At 71.5% G+C, this 14,798-nt stretch carries 14 protein-coding genes; 11 read left to right on the plus strand and 3 right to left on the minus strand.

The genetic code is table 11. The features are described 5' to 3' along the window. Positions 1-254: 254 nt before the first annotated feature. Positions 255-578, minus strand: coding sequence for a plasmid stabilization protein (locus KBX50_RS02270; RefSeq protein ID WP_210934149.1), 324 nt, complete (start codon positions 576-578; stop codon positions 255-257). A 140-nt stretch (positions 579-718) separates the two neighbouring features. Next, the gene (locus KBX50_RS02275) at positions 719-1,600 is read right to left on the minus strand and encodes a hypothetical protein (RefSeq protein ID WP_210934150.1); all 882 of its coding nucleotides are present in this window, start codon (positions 1,598-1,600) and stop codon (positions 719-721) included. Positions 1,601-1,780: 180 nt separating this feature from the next. Here KBX50_RS02275 and KBX50_RS02280 point away from each other — a divergent pair, with 180 nt between their 5' ends. Next, positions 1,781-2,011 carry a hypothetical protein gene (locus tag KBX50_RS02280; RefSeq protein WP_210934151.1) on the plus strand — a complete coding sequence of 77 codons (231 nt, stop codon included), beginning with the start codon at positions 1,781-1,783 and terminating at the stop codon, positions 2,009-2,011. Between the two features lie 192 nt (positions 2,012-2,203). Further along, complete coding sequence (locus tag KBX50_RS02285; protein ID WP_210934152.1) at positions 2,204-3,646, plus strand: cellulase family glycosylhydrolase; 1,443 nt, start codon at positions 2,204-2,206, stop codon at positions 3,644-3,646. Positions 3,647-3,711: 65 nt separating this feature from the next. On the opposite strand, the gene KBX50_RS02290 is transcribed toward KBX50_RS02285, so the two are convergent. Further along, positions 3,712-5,157 carry a glucose-6-phosphate dehydrogenase gene (locus KBX50_RS02290; RefSeq protein ID WP_210934153.1) on the minus strand — a complete coding sequence of 482 codons (1,446 nt, stop codon included), beginning with the start codon at positions 5,155-5,157 and terminating at the stop codon, positions 3,712-3,714. A gap of 231 nt (positions 5,158-5,388) precedes the next feature. On the opposite strand from KBX50_RS02290, the gene pgi reads away from it, so the two are divergent. From pgi to KBX50_RS02335, 9 genes are all read left to right on the plus strand, one after another. Then, positions 5,389-7,023, plus strand: coding sequence for a glucose-6-phosphate isomerase (gene pgi, locus KBX50_RS02295; protein ID WP_210934155.1), 1,635 nt, complete (start codon positions 5,389-5,391; stop codon positions 7,021-7,023). A gap of 31 nt (positions 7,024-7,054) precedes the next feature. Next, positions 7,055-8,299 carry an RNA polymerase sigma factor gene (locus KBX50_RS02300; protein WP_210934157.1) on the plus strand — a complete coding sequence of 415 codons (1,245 nt, stop codon included), beginning with the start codon at positions 7,055-7,057 and terminating at the stop codon, positions 8,297-8,299. 103 nt (positions 8,300-8,402) lie between these two features. Then, positions 8,403-8,777 (plus strand): YciI family protein, encoded by a 375-nt coding sequence (locus tag KBX50_RS02305; RefSeq protein ID WP_210934159.1) that lies wholly within the window; start codon positions 8,403-8,405, stop codon positions 8,775-8,777. Between the two features lie 120 nt (positions 8,778-8,897). After that, positions 8,898-9,956, plus strand: coding sequence for an AAA family ATPase (locus KBX50_RS02310; RefSeq protein WP_210934161.1), 1,059 nt, complete (start codon positions 8,898-8,900; stop codon positions 9,954-9,956). Continuing rightward, complete coding sequence (locus KBX50_RS02315) at positions 9,953-10,936, plus strand: DUF58 domain-containing protein (protein ID WP_210934162.1); 984 nt, start codon at positions 9,953-9,955, stop codon at positions 10,934-10,936. Before KBX50_RS02310 ends, KBX50_RS02315 begins: the two co-directional genes overlap by 4 nt. Next, complete coding sequence (locus KBX50_RS02320) at positions 10,933-11,883, plus strand: VWA domain-containing protein (protein ID WP_210934163.1); 951 nt, start codon at positions 10,933-10,935, stop codon at positions 11,881-11,883. The genes KBX50_RS02315 and KBX50_RS02320 overlap by 4 nt, the downstream gene beginning before the upstream one ends. A 37-nt stretch (positions 11,884-11,920) precedes the next feature. Further along, a complete protein-coding gene (locus KBX50_RS02325) occupies positions 11,921-12,850 on the plus strand; it encodes a S1C family serine protease (RefSeq protein ID WP_210934164.1) in 930 nt (309 codons plus the stop codon). A gap of 7 nt (positions 12,851-12,857) precedes the next feature. Continuing rightward, positions 12,858-13,553: a response regulator transcription factor gene (locus tag KBX50_RS02330; protein ID WP_210934165.1), complete on the plus strand. Its 696-nt coding sequence runs from the start codon at positions 12,858-12,860 to the stop codon at positions 13,551-13,553. Further along, on the plus strand, positions 13,550-14,758 hold the full coding sequence (locus KBX50_RS02335; protein ID WP_210934166.1) for a HAMP domain-containing sensor histidine kinase: 1,209 nt from the start codon (positions 13,550-13,552) through the stop codon (positions 14,756-14,758). Before KBX50_RS02330 ends, KBX50_RS02335 begins: the two co-directional genes overlap by 4 nt. Positions 14,759-14,798: the final 40 nt, after the last annotated feature.

Below are 14,798 nucleotides of genomic sequence, written 5' to 3' on the forward strand. Positions count from 1 at the left end.
GAGCTCACCGATCGCGGCATGCCGAGAGGTTAGCCGCTGACTCCGACATCGACACCGCGTCGGGCGTCTCCCCTGCTCGCGGGCCGGTTGCTGCGGACCGGTTGCTGCGGGCCGCCGCGAGGGTGGTGCTGGGCGGGACCATCCGCTGGTCGCTGCCCGCAGGCACCGGCCGGCGGCCCACCGCCTCGTCGGGCTCGGCGGGCCGCCGTGCCAGCTCAGGAGTTGGGCCAGCTCCGGGGTCCCGGTCGAGGTTCCTAACGGGCCAGCGCCTTCTCCAGCTCCGCCTTCGACATCGACGAGCGGCCCTTGACGCCACGCTTCTTCGCCTCGTTGTACAGCTGCTCCTTGGTGCGCCCGCCGGCGCCACGGTGTGAGCGCTTGCCACCGCGGTGGCCGGACGAGACGTCGTCGAGCGACGATCGGCTCGCGGTCCGCGCCTCACCGGAGCGGGCCCGCTCCTTGTTGACCGTACGGGCCGCGATCTCCTCGGCCCGGCTGGTGGACACGCCGCGCTTCTTGGCGCTGGCCTTGATGTGCTCGTACTGCCGTTCTCTTTTCGGGCTGGATCCCGCAGGCATGGGTTGCCTCCCTCCACCGACAGTGTTCACCGCTCAGGTGCCCCACCGTCGGCAACCGAAACACCCGGCGCCCGGAGCCGGCGCAGCAGCGGGACGGCGGGACGCACGATGTCCGCCCCGCCGCCCGGGCTGCCGATGACTCAGGAGGTGAACTTGTCCAGCGCCAACTCGATGGCACCGCTGTCCGGCTGGGCGTACGCCCGCATGGTCTCCTTGTTGTAGGAGATGAAGCTCGGGCACCGCACCGCCGGGGCGTTGACCCGCCCGCCCTCACCGATCTTCTCGCCGGTCTTGGCGGCGTAGAAGGTCAGCGTGTAGCGCGAGGAGACGTAGTCCACGGTGACCCGCTTGTCGTCGCGGTCCTTGTACTGGCACTTGCGGGGCGTGCCCTCGCTGCCCTGCTCGAAGGTGAGGCAGCCGACGACGGAGACCGATGCCCACTCGGCGGTCTTGGCGTAGTACGGCTTGTCGAAGCCGACCGACTTGCTCAACCAGGACTCCGGACGCTCCGGCGAGTTGGCGAACGTGTAGACCTTGGTGCCCTTCGCCCCGGTGTAGGGCGCGGCGTTGAGGATCGGGCTGCCTTCGCACACGGCGGACATGTCGCTGGAGTTGCGAGCGGTGACCGCGTTGTTGTTGTCGGGCTGCTCCTCCGCGGGCGGAGCGATCGACGGCGCGCCGGTCGGGGCACCGGGCGCGTCGCTCGGCTGGCCGGCGACCGGCTCCCCTTCGTCGTCGCCGGCCAGCACGAAGAAACCGATGACGCCACCGCAGGCGACGAGCACCGCCATCACGGCGGCACCGATTCCCAGACCGAGCCAGAGGCCCTTGTTCGAGGACTTCGTCGGCTGGGGCCCGTAGGGCGGGGGTGGCGGGGGCACCGGTGCGCCGTACGGCGACGGGTAGCCGGCCGGGGTGACCGGCGATCCCGGCGGACCGACCGGAGAGCCGGGTGGGGTGCCCCAGGGGGCGGCGTTCGGATCCGGCTGTTGCCCACCGTACGGAGGGTGGCTGTCACTCATCTGATGCCCTTGTCGAAGTCGAGAGGTTACCTGGCCGATGATCACAGCCAGGGTAGTGAGCAGCGCAAGTTCGGACGCCATCGACTCCCCGGCCACCCGGCCGACGGACGCCGCGCGTGGGTTGCCGGTGTGCCGACGTCGCACGGCGGGTACCTGTCGGACACCGGAGAGGAGGACGAGATGACGACCGACCCGAGGTACACGCCGATCGCAATGACCGGGACCGGCAAGCTGGTCGACGACGACGGCGACACCGGCACCGAGCTGGTCGGCGCGGACGACGCGGCGGCCGATGCCGTACGCGCCGGCGCCGACATCGATCTGGCCACCGCAGAACGGGACACCGATCCGACTCCCGTCGGCGCTGCCGATGCCGAAGCCGACCGACGACGGGCCGCTGGCGAGGACTGAACCAGACCTGTACCGAACTGTGGCCCCGGGACGACGTTCCGGGGCCACAGTTGATCCCAGGCTTCGACGTATCGAAATATTGCATCATCGTTTCGAAGCCACGTAGGCTGCCGTGGGAGCGCTCCCGGCCCCTCGTCCCTGCCGCCGGAGTGCCGTGCCCCCACCACCACGACCAGATTGCGATGGTCCACCATGAAGCAACCTCCGCGCCGCCTGCGGCGCCTGTTGGTCGCGGCCGGTGCCGTCGGCGCATTGACCCTCGGCGCGTTGACGGCCCTGCCCACCACCAACGCGATGGCCGCGACCGGCTGTTCCGTGACCTACACGACGAACAGCTGGTCCGGCGGGTTCACCGCGAGTGTCACCGTCACCAACCTCGGCGACCCGGTCAACGGCTGGACGCTCGGCTTCAGCTTCCCCGACAGCGGCCAACGGCTCACCCAGGGCTGGTCGGCCACCTGGAGCCAGAGCGGCAGCTCCGTCACCGCGCAGAGCATGACCTGGAACGGTTCGCTCGGCACCGGAGCCAGCACCAACATCGGCTTCAACGGCAGCTTCACCGGCGCCAACCCGGCACCGAGTTCGTTCAGCCTCAACGGCACGGCGTGCACCGGCTCGACCACCCCGACCACTCCCCCGCCACCCACCACCGCGCCGCCCACGACGCCGCCACCCACCACACCGCCGCCCGGCGGTCAGACTCCGGTCGCCATCAACGGGCAGCTGCGGGTCTGCGGGGTCAACCTCTGCAACCAGTACGGCCGGCCGATCCAACTGCGCGGCATGAGCAGCCACGGCATCCAGTGGTTCGGCAACTGCTACAACAACGCCTCCCTCGACGCGCTCGCCACCGACTGGCGCGCCGACCTGTTCCGCATCGCCATGTACGTGCAGGAGCAGGGCTACGAGACCGACCCCGCCGGCTTCACCAACCGGGTCAACAACCTGGTCGAGGAGGCCACCCGACGCGGCATGTACGCGATGATCGACTTCCACCTGCTGACCCCGGGTGACCCGATGTTCAATCTGGAGCGGGCCAAGACCTTCTTCGCCGCCGTCTCCGCCCGGCACGCCGCGAAGAACAACGTGATCTACGAGATCGCCAACGAGCCCAACGGGGTGAGCTGGTCGACCATCAAGAACTACGCCGAGCAGGTCATCCCGGTGATCCGGGCCAACGACCCGGACGCGGTGGTCATCGTGGGCACCCGGGCCTGGTCCTCGCTGGGCGTCTCCGAGGGCGCCAACCACACCGAGATCGTCAACAACCCGGTGAACGCCAGCAACATCATGTACGCGTTCCACTTCTACGCCGCGTCCCACCAGGACAACTACCGGGCCGAGGTGGAGCGGGCCGCCGCCAGGCTGCCGCTGTTCGTCACCGAGTTCGGCACGGTGGACTACACCGGTGACGGCGCCGCCGACCTGACCAGCAGCGCCCAGTGGCTCGACCTGCTCGACCGGCTGAAGATCGGCTACGCCAACTGGACCTTCTCCGACAAGGCCGAGGGCAGCGCCGCGTTGCGGCCGGGCACCTGCAACGGGAGCACCTACACCGGCACCTCGGTGCTCACCACCTCCGGAGCGTTCATGCGCGACCGCATCCGCACCCCGGACAACTTCCCCACCAGCTGATCCGAGCGCACCACCACCACGCGGCCCCGGCGGTTCACCGCCGGGGCCGCACTGGTGCGCAGGGCTCAGCTCACGTCGGGCACCCGGCCGATCAGCGAATCGGCCGGCCCGGCGGAACCCGCCCGGTACTCCTGGAGCGGCACCGCACCGGCCTTCCAGGCAGCCAGCACCGGCTCCACGATGCGCCAGCACTCCTCCGCGACGTCGGCGCGAACCGACAGGGTCGGATCGCCGTCGAAGGCGCCGCGCAGCACCTCGCCGTACGCGGGCAGATCGCCGGGGCCGAAGTCCGCCGTCAGGTTCGCCTGTTCCAGCTCGAAGGGATTCCCGGGACCGTTGATGTTGAGATCCAGGCCGAGCCGATCGGGTCCGAAGCCGATCCGGAGCCGGTCGGGCCGTTCGTAGCCGGTCAGCCCGTCGGGCACCCGGGTCGGCTGCTTGAAGGTGATGATCGCCTCCTTGCGTACGGCGTCCACCGCCTTTCCGGAGCGCAGCCGGAACGGCACTCCCGCCCAGCGCCAGTTGTCCACCGTGACCGCCAGCTCCGCGAGGGTCTCCGTGCCGCGCGCGGGATCGACACCGGGCTCGTCGACGTAGTTCGGCAGCCGCCGCCCGTCGATCTCTCCCGCGGTGTACCGACCCCGCCGACTGGCCACCACCGGATCGTCGTGCCACAGCCGGGTGGCCCGCAGCACCTGCGCCTGGCGCCCCCGCAGTTCCTCGGCCCGCAGCGTCGGCGGCGGATCCATGGCGAGCAGGGCCAGCACCTGGAGCAGATGGGACTGCACCATGTCCACCAGCGCCCCGGCACGGTCGTAGTAGCCCGCCCGCCCTTCCAGGCCGAGCGTCTCGTCGAAGACGATCTCCACGCAGGCCACGTGCGAGGAGTTGAGTACGGGCTCGAAGATCCGGTTGGCGAAGCGCAGGCCGAGCAGGTTGAGCACCGTCGACTTGCCGAGGAAGTGGTCGATCCGGTGGACCTGGCCCTCCGGTACGAGGGTGGCCAGCAGTTCGTTGAGCGAGCGGGCCGAGATCCGATCGACTCCGAAGGGCTTCTCCAGCATCAGCCGGGTGCCAGGAGGCACACCGATCCGGGCCAGCGCGGCGGCCGAGCGGGCCGTCACCAGCGGCGGCAACGCAAAAAAGATCACCAACGGCCCGGTGCAGCAGCCCAGCAGCGACCGCAGGTCCTCCTCGCGCGTCACGTCGGCCGGCACGTAGCGGGTCTGCTGGATCACCTCGGACTCCACCGGACCCACCGCGCCGACGGTTCCGAAGGAGTCGGCCACCCGGCGCCGCCAGCGCTCGTCGTCCCAGCCGTCCATGCCGCTGCCGATCAGCCGCAACCCGGGCACGGCTCCGGTGGCCAGCAACCGGCCGAGCCCGGGCAGCAGCAACCGCCCGGTCAGGTCACCACTGGCGCCGAGCACCAGCAGTGTCTGCCGTACGCCGGTGGCGGCGGCGGGTTCTGCGGGGACAGCTGCGGGGGCGCTCGATGCCGGCGTCGTCATGCCACCACCATGCCCTGTCCCGGCGACCGGCACGCACCGGACCCCGTGGACTCGCCGACTGTTCGCGCACCGCACCCAGGTCCGTGCGGATCGTCACCCCGGTGGTGTCCGGAGATCCCACCGGTCGTGGTGTCGGGCTGGCGAGCCGATCTTCATGTGGCAGTCTGGTCTCACCGCCGGCCGGGACGAGGCCGGCGGCGTGCCCGACCCTGCGAGGAGACGATCGATCCGATGGCTGCGGACGTCACCAGCACCGACGAGTGGCAGGCCCTGCGCAAGCACGCCGACGAGATCCGCGGGACGCACCTGCGGGACCTGTTCGCCACCGATCACGAACGGGGCCGGCGGCTGACCGTCGAGGTGGCCGACCTCTACGTCGACTACAGCAAGAACCTGGTCACCGACGAGACGTTGCGCCTGCTGACCGCCCTGGCGCAGCGGGTCGGGCTGACCGACCGGATCGCCGCCATGTTCGCCGGTGCCCACATCAACGGCACCGAGGATCGCGCGGTGCTGCACACCGCGCTGCGGCTGCCGTCCAGCGCCACGCTCACCGTCGACGGGCAGGACGTGGCGGCCGACGTGCACGCGGTGCGGCAACGGATGGCCGAGTTCGCCGAGAAGGTGCGCTCCGGGCAGTGGCGCGGGCACACCGGCGAGCGGATCCGCACCGTGGTCAACATCGGTATCGGCGGCTCCGACCTGGGGCCGGTGATGGCGTACGAGGCGTTGAAGGCGTACCGCGACGGCGGTCTGAGCTGCCGCTTCGTGTCGAACATCGATCCCACCGACATCTACGACACCACCGCCGACCTGGACCCGGCCACCACGTTGTTCGTGGTGGTGTCGAAGACCTTCTCCACGCAGGAGACCCTGGCCAACGCCGAGCAGGCCCGGCGCTGGCTGCTGGCCGGCCTCGACGCCGATGCCGACGCGGTGGCCCGCCACTTCGTCGCGGTCAGCACCAACGCTCAGCGGGTGGCGGACTTCGGCATCGACCCGGCCAACATGTTCGGCTTCTGGGACTGGGTCGGCGGCCGGTACTCGCTGCCCTCGGCGGTAGGACTGTCGGTGATGCTGTCCATCGGGCCGGCGCGCTTCGACGAGATGCTGGCCGGCTACCACGCCGTGGACGAGCACTTCCGCACCGCGCCGCTGGCGGCCAACGCGCCGGTCCTGCTCGGCCTGCTCAACGTCTGGTACACCAACTTCCTGGGCGCGCAGACCCACGCGGTGCTGCCGTACTCGCAGTACCTGCACCGGTTCCCCGCCTATCTGCAACAGCTGACCATGGAAAGCAACGGCAAGTCGGTACGCACCGACGGCCGCCAGGTGTCGTACGACACCGGGGAGATCTTCTGGGGTGAGCCCGGGACCAACGGGCAGCACGCCTTCTACCAACTGCTGCACCAGGGCACCCGGCTGGTGCCGGCGGACTTCATCGCCTTCAGCGAGCCCAACCACGACATCGGCGACATGCACGACCTGTTCATGTCGAACTTCTTCGCCCAGACCGCAGCGCTGGCCTTCGGTCGGACCGCCGAGCAGGTCGCGGCCGAGGGGACTGCCGCCGAACTCGTGCCACACCGGGTGATGGCCGGCAACCACCCGACCACGTCGATCGTGGCCGACCGACTCACCCCGGCCACGCTCGGGCAACTCGTCGCCCTCTACGAGCACATCGTGCTCACCGAGGGCGCGATCTGGGACATCAACCCGTTCGACCAGTGGGGTGTCGAGCTGGGCAAGGTGATGGCCAACCAGCTCGCTCCGCTGCTCACCGGCGACCAGGCCGACCTGACCGAACTGGACTCCTCCACCGCCGCCCTGATCCGGCGCTACCGCGTCCAGCGGCAGCGGGACTGAGCCTGGGAACCGTCCGAACGCTGCGTGAGCCGTGACTGGTCTGACCGTTGAGCAGGCAATCACCCGTGCCCACCAGGAAGAGTGGGCACGGGTGGTCGCCAGCCTCGCGCGCCGCTTCGGCGACCTCGACGTCGCCGAGGACGCGACGGCCGAGGCGTTCGTGGCGGCCGTCGAGCGGTGGCCACGCGAGGGCGTACCACCCAGTCCCGGCGGTTGGCTCGCCACCACCGCCACCCGCAGGGCAATCGATCGGCTTCGTCGCGAGTCGCAGCGCGACGCCAAGCACCGGGCGGCCCGGATCCTCTACGACGACTCCCCGGCCGAGCCGACCGGCGCGGTCGAGGACGACCGGCTCCGGCTGGTTTTCACCTGCTGCCACCCGGCGCTCGCGATGCAGGCCCGGGTGGCGCTGACGCTGCGCCTGCTCGGCGGCCTCACCGTCGGCGAGATCGCCCGCGCCTTCCTGGTTCAAGAGACCACGATGGCGCGGCGGATCACCCGTGCCAAGGTAAAGATCAAGGCCGCACATATTCCGTACCGGGTGCCCTCGGCCGACGACATCCGTGAACGCCTCGTCGGTGTGCTCGCGGTTGTCTACCTCGTCTTCAACGAGGGCTACCTCGCCAACGCCGGGGACGAAGCGGTACGCGTCGACCTCAGCGACGAGGCGATCCGCCTCGGCCGGCTGCTCCGAACCCTCCTCCCTGACGACGGCGAGGTGGCCGGCCTGCTCGCCCTGATGCTGCTCACCGACGCCCGGCGGTCGGCGCGCGTCTCCCGCACCGGGGAACTGGTGACCCTCGATGAACAGGACCGCGACGCCTGGGACCGCGCCCGGATCGCCGAGGGCAACGCGCTGCTCCACGAACGGATCAAGGTGGTGGCGGCCGGCGGTGACCCACCCGGGCGCTACCAGTTGCAGGCCGCGATCAACGCGGTCCACACGAATGCCCCCTCGAGCGGAGAAACCGACTGGTCCAGCCTCCTCGCCCTCTATGACCAGCTGACGCTGCTCGACCCCTCGCCGATCGTGCGGCTCAACCGGGCCGTCGCCGTCGCCGAGGTCGACGGCCCCGCGGTCGGCCTCGCCGAGGTCGAGCCGCTCGTCGCGGCCCTCGACGGCTATCACGCCTTCCACGCCGCCCGAGCCGACCTGCTGCGACGGCTCGGACGCGACGGCGACTCACGGGTGGCGTACGACCGGGCCATCGGTCTTGCCGGCAACCCCGCCGAGCGGGCCCACCTCACCCGCCGCCGCGACCTGCTCGCCCGCTGACCGGTGGGAAATCTTCTGGCACCTTGTCCGATGGGCGGCGGGTCGCTCGTAGACCAGGTGAGAGGCGGCCGGAGAACGCCGCCGGGACGTAGGGAGCTGTGCGATGGCGCGATACTTGATCTCGTTCAACGATGGGGCGATGGACCACATCCCTGACGAGGATTGGCCCGACGTGGGCAAGGCCGCGCACGCGGTGACCCAGGAGGCCGTGAACGCCGGGGTGTTCGTGTTCGGCGCCGGGCTGCAACGGCAGCAGGCGAGCGTCGTGGCCACGGACGGGCTGGTGACCGACGGCCCGTACCCGGAGACCAAGGAGGTCATCGGCGGATTCATGGTCGTCGACGTAGCCGCACGCGAGGAGGCGCTGGCGTGGGCCGCCAAGATCGCCGTCGCCTGCCGCTGCGCGCAGGAGGTACGGCAGCTCATGCCGGACCCGGAAACAGACGAGATGCTCCGCCAGGCCGGCAGGCGAGGCTGACCTTCCGCCGTTCGGTTGTCTTTCGGTCCGTTCTGGCCCAATGGGTCACGTGCGGGTGCCCGGACTCCCCCCGTTGTCCGGGCACCCGCGTCACGACGACGCGACCGAGGAGCACAGCCCATGCGGAGCACCATCAACAGCGCCACCGTGAGCGAGCTGGACGCCCCAGGCGAGCACACCGACCACACCCGACTGCTGGAGCGGACCCTGTTCGAGGTGAAGCGGGTGATCGTCGGCCAGGACCGGCTGGTGGAGCGGCTGCTGACCGCGTTGCTCGCCCGGGGCCACTGCCTGCTCGAAGGGGTGCCCGGCGTGGCCAAGACCCTCGCCGCGGAGACCCTGGCCACGACGGTGGGCGGCAGCTTCGCCCGGATCCAGTTCACTCCTGACCTGGTGCCGTCGGACCTGCTCGGCACCCGGATCTACCGAGCCTCGACCGAGACGTTCGACGTCGAGCTGGGGCCGGTCATGGCCAACCTGGTTCTCGCCGACGAGATCAACCGAGCCCCGGCCAAGGTGCAGTCGGCCCTGTTGGAGGTGATGGCCGAGGGACATGTCTCGATCGGTGGACGGACGTACCCGGTCCCCACCCCGTTCCTGGTGCTGGCCACCCAGAACCCGATCGAGTCCGAGGGTGTCTACCAACTGCCCGAGGCGCAACGGGACCGCTTCCTGATGAAGGTCGTGGTCGACTATCCGACCGACGACGAGGAACTGGGCATCCTCTACCGGATGGGCACCGGCACCCCGACCGCCCGGCCGGTGCTGGACCCGACTCGGCTGGTGGCGTTGCAGGCCCGGGCCCGCGAGGTCTTCGTCCACCACGCTCTGGCCGAGTACGTCGTACGGCTGGTGCTGGCCACCCGCGATCCGCGCCGATTCGGGCTACCGGAGGTGGCCGCGCAGCTGGCGTACGGTGCCAGCCCCCGCGCCACCCTCGGTCTGATCGCCGCCGCCCGGGCCCTGGCGTTGCTGCGTGGCCGGGACTACGTGCTCCCCGCCGACGTGCGGGAGATCGCCGGCGACGTGCTCGCCCACCGGCTGGTCCTCGCCTTCGACGCGGTCGCCGACGACGTCGACCCCGGCGAACTGGTGCGGCAGGTCGTCGAGGCGGTGCCACCTCCGCAGATCGCTCCCACCCAGGAAACCCAGGGGCCGGGCCTGGGGACGGCGGCATGAACGAGGACGCGACGAGCCTCGGGCACCTGGCGCCGCAGCGTCGGCTGCGCCGGCTGGAACTGACCATCACCCGCCGGCTCGACGGGTTGCTGCACGGGCAGCACCTGGGCCTGCTGCCCGGCCCGGGCAGCGAACCGGCGGGCAGCCGGGAGTACCGCCCCGGCGAGGACGAGGTACGGCGGATGGACTGGTCGGTGACCGCGCGGACGACCGTGCCGCACGTGCGCACCGTCGACGCCGACCGGGAGCTGACCACCTGGGCGCTTGTGGACGCGACGCCCAGCATGGACTTCGGCACCGCCGAGTTGGAGAAGCGGGAGCTGGCGGTGGCGGCCGTCGCCGCCGTCGGGTTCCTCACCGCGGGCTCCGGCAACCGGCTCGGCGCGCATCTGCTCGGCGACGCCGGAGTGCGCCGTTTCCCCGCCCGCACCGGCCGGTACCACCTGCTCAGCCTGTTGCGCACCCTGTTGGAGGTGCCACGCGGCCGGCCAGCCAGCAACCCCGTGCCGCTGGCCGAGGCCATCGACGGGTTGCGCCGGTCGGCCGGCCGTCGCGGGCTGGCGGTGGTCGTCTCCGACTTCCTGGACGGCCTGCCCGACGAGGGGGTGGCCGGTGCCGGAGGCGGCCCCCCGGACTGGGAGCGACCGCTACGGCGGCTGGCCGCGCGGCACCAGGTGCTCGCGGTCGAGGTCCGCGATCCGCGCGAGCTGGAGCTGCCCGACGTCGGCCTGATCACGCTGCTCGACCCGGAGAGCGGGCGACGGCGCGAGGTCGCCACCGGCAGCCGCCGACTGCGTGACCGCTATGCGGCAGCCGCCGCCGCACAACGGCTGGCTGTGGCGCGGGCGCTGCGCCGGGCCGGCGCGGCGCATCTACCGCTGAGCACCGACCGGGACTGGATCGCCGACATCGTCCGGCACGTCCACGCCCAGCGCCGGCTGGCCCGGGCGACCCGACCGACGAACGGAGGAGCCGCGTGAGCTGGGAGTCCCCCGAACGGCTGTGGCTGCTGGCCGGGGTGGCCGCCCTGGTGGTCGGGTACCTGCTGCGTCAGCGCCGACACAGCCGGTACGCCGTCCGGTTCACCAACCTGCGCCTGCTGGACAAGGTGGCGCCGGCCCGCCCGGCGTGGCGCCGGCACGTACCGGCCGGGCTGTTCATCGCGATGCTGGCGCTGCTGGTGGTCGGCTTCGCCCGCCCGACCGACGAGGTACGGGTGCCCCGGGAACGGGCCACCGTCATCGTGGCCGTCGATGTGTCCCGGTCCATGCTCGCCGACGACGTACCGCCGGACCGGCTGCTCGCGGCCCGGGAAGCGGCCCGCGAGTTCGTGGCCGACCTGCCGGCGGAGTTCAACGTCGGGCTGGTGGCCTTCGCCGGCAGCGCGTCGGTGATGGTCGCACCGGGCGGCGACCGGGAGTCGGTCACCGCCGGCATCGACCAGCTCGACGAGGGTGTCACCGGCCTACAGGGAACGGCGATCGGCGAGGCCATCCACGCCTCGCTGGAATCGATCCGCACCCTGGACGCGCAGGCCGCCGAGGATCCGCCGCCGGCACGGGTGGTGGTGCTCTCCGACGGGGCGAACACCTCGGGACGGGACCCGGCGCAGGCTGCCGCCGACGCGGTGCAGGCGGGCGTACCGGTCGACACCATCTCGTTCGGCACCCCCGACGGTCGCATCGGTGGCGGCCAGTCGGTCCCGGTCGACGGGGAAACGCTTCGCGCCGTCGCCGAGCAGGCCGGCGGCGGCTACTACGAGGCGGGCAGTGGCGACGAGTTACGTGCGGCGTACTCCGACATCGGCTCGTCGGTCGGTCACCGGCTGGAGCGTCAGGACGTGTCGGCGCGGTTCATCGGCACCGGCCTGGTGCTCGCCCTGCTGGCCGCCGCCGGCTCCCTGTTCTGGTTCTCCCGACTGCCCTGACGGCCGTCCTACGGACCTCTTCGAGGAGGGACATCGCATGCACAGCACGATTCCGGGGTTGGGTGAGCCGCGCGGACCACGCTTCGTCTCGCCTGCCCTGTCGACCGACGATCAGCCGACCGGGTCCACTCCGGTCGCGGCGATCCCGGTCCCGCTGACCGGGCCTGACAACCCGGCACACGGCCTGGCGGACCAGAGCGCGGAACCGGCGTCCGGTGCGTCGCGCTGGCCCCGGCTGCTGCTGGCCGGGTTGGCCGTGGTGGCGGTGTCGGCCGGCGCCGGCGGCGTCGCCGGGCACCTCACCGCCGGCGACGCACCGGCAGCCGACCCGGGAGCCGCGCCGGCCGGTGCGACCGGTAGTACGACCACCGACCTGGTCACCGCCGCCGACCAGGTGCTCGCCGGGGTGGTGTCGGTGCGGGTGACCAGCGGCGGCCGAGGTGCCTCCGGATCCGGGTTCCTGATCGACGACCGGGGGCATGTGGTGACCAACAGTCATGTGGTGGTCGGTGGGAACACCTTCCAGGTGGTCGGCCGGGACGGCCGTCGGCTCACCGCACGGCTGGTCGGCCGTGACCCGGGTACCGACATCGCGGTGCTGCGTGTCGATCCCGGCAACGCGCTGCGCCCGCTACCCCTGGCGTCGGCCGGCCGGACCCGGGTCGGTGAGCCGGTGCTCGCCGTCGGCTCGCCGCTCGGGCTCTCCGGCACGGTGACCGCCGGGATCGTCAGCGCGCTGGACCGGCCCGTCCGTCTCGGCGGTGGCGCCCGGCAGCCGGCGGTGCAGACCGATGCGTCCATCAACCCGGGCAACTCCGGGGGCCCACTGGTCAACGGTCGGGGCGAGGTGGTGGGGGTGAACACCGCCATCGCCACGCTGGAGGGCAGCGGCAACATCGGGATCGGTTTCGCCATCCCGGTGGAGCGGGCAGCTCAGGTGGCGCAGGGGCTGATCGCGAGGGGATAACTGACAGATGCGGCTGCTCGTGGTGGAGGACGAAGAGGATCTGGCCGGCGCGTTGCGGGTCGGGCTGGCCCGCGCCGGCTACGCCGTCGATCTCGCCGCCGACACGGCGCGGGCGTACGACCTGCTGCTGGTCAACGCGTACGACCTGATGCTGCTCGACGTCAACCTGCCCGACGGCGACGGGTTCGCGCTGTGCCGGGCGATCCGCTCCGGCGCGGTCGAGGTGGCCGGTGGGCGGGACCTTCGGGTGCTGATGCTCACCGCCCGCGGTGCCTTGACCGACCGGGTCCGTGGCCTGGACGAGGGCGCCGACGACTACCTGGTGAAGCCGTTCGCGCTTGTCGAGTTGCTGGCGCGGGTGCGGGCGCTGCTGCGCCGGGACACCGGCGGCACCGGGGTGGTCCTCACCGTGGGCGCGTTGACCCTGGACGTGGCGCGGCAGGAGGCCCGGCGGGGCAGCCGCCAGCTGCACCTGACCCGGAAGGAGTTCGGCGTCCTGGAGTACCTGATGACCCGACCCGGACGGGTGGTGCCGGCCGAGGAGTTGCTGGAGCACGTCTGGGACGCCAACGCCGACCCGTTCACCGAGACCGTCCGGGTCACCGTGGGTACGCTGCGGCGCAAACTCAGCGGTGGCGGCGACGCCCCGGCGATCGAGACGGTCGTCGGGCGCGGCTACCGGCTGCGGGAGGTGCTGACATGACTGTCTTCCGGTCGATCCGGTTCCGGCTGACCGTGCTCTACTCGACGCTGTTGTTCGCGCTTGCCGGCACCGGCCTGCTGGTGGCGTACGTGGCGGTGGACCGGGCGGTCGATCCCAAGCCGATCACCAAGCGGTACGAGGCGCAGTTGGTCAAGCTCAAGAGCGACGGGCGTACGGTGCCGACCGGCACCACGCTCGAGGTGGCCGAGGTGCAGCAGATCGAGGACGAGGTGAACCTGCGGCTGTTGCAGACGGTCCGGGACTATTCGTTGATCGCGCTCGGCGGGCTCTTCGTGGCCAGCCTCGGCATCGGTTGGGTGCTCTCCGGCCGGGCGTTGCGTCCGGTCGGCGCGATCGCCCGTACCGCCCGGGAGATTCAGGCCACCGACCTGTCCCGCCGGATCCGCCTGGCCGGTCCCCGCGACGAACTGCGCGACCTCGGCGACACCATCGACTCGATGCTCGACCGGTTGGATCATGCTTTCCACGCCCAGCGGCAGCTCATCGATGACGCCTCGCACGAGTTGCGCAGCCCGCTGGCGATCATCCGCGCCAATCTCGACGCCTCGCTGACCGCACCGGAGGCCGGTGACCAGGAGCGTGCCGCGGCGGTGGCGACGATCGACCGGGCCACCACCCGGATGTCCCGGCTGGTCGAGGATCTGCTGGCCACGGCCCGTCGGGACGCCGACTCGATGTCCGACACGGACGTGGACCTCAGCACCGTGGCCCGCGAGGCCGGTGAGGACTTCGCCGCCCTGGCCACCGGCCGTGGCCTGCGCCTGCGGTACGCGCTCGACCCGGATCTCACGCTCATCGGCGACCCGGACACGCTGCGCCGGGCCGCCGGCAATCTGCTGTCCAACGCGGTACGCCTCTCCCCTCTCGGCGGGGCGATCAAGGTGGCCACCGGCCGGGTGGGCGACTGGTTGTGGTTGGCCGTCGCCGACGAGGGCCCCGGCATCGCCGAGGCCGACCAGGCACGGGTCTTCGACCGGTTCTGGCGGGGCGAGGCCGGTAGGGGTGGCTCCGGTGGTGACCGGCGGACCGGGTTGGGGTTGGCCATCGTCCGGCAGATCGTCGAGTCACACGGTGGACAGGTGGCGGTGTTCTCCCGGCCGGGTACGGGCAGCACCTTCGTGCTGTGGCTGCCGGCCGCCGACCGGAGCGGAGACACCCGGCCGCCGGCCAGTACGCCGCTGTGACTGTCATCCAACTGTCATCCAACCGTGCGGTCGACTCCAA

Origin of the sequence: Micromonospora sp. C51 (assembly GCF_018070435.1) — a bacterium.
Lineage (GTDB): Bacteria > Actinomycetota > Actinomycetes > Mycobacteriales > Micromonosporaceae > Micromonospora > Micromonospora sediminimaris.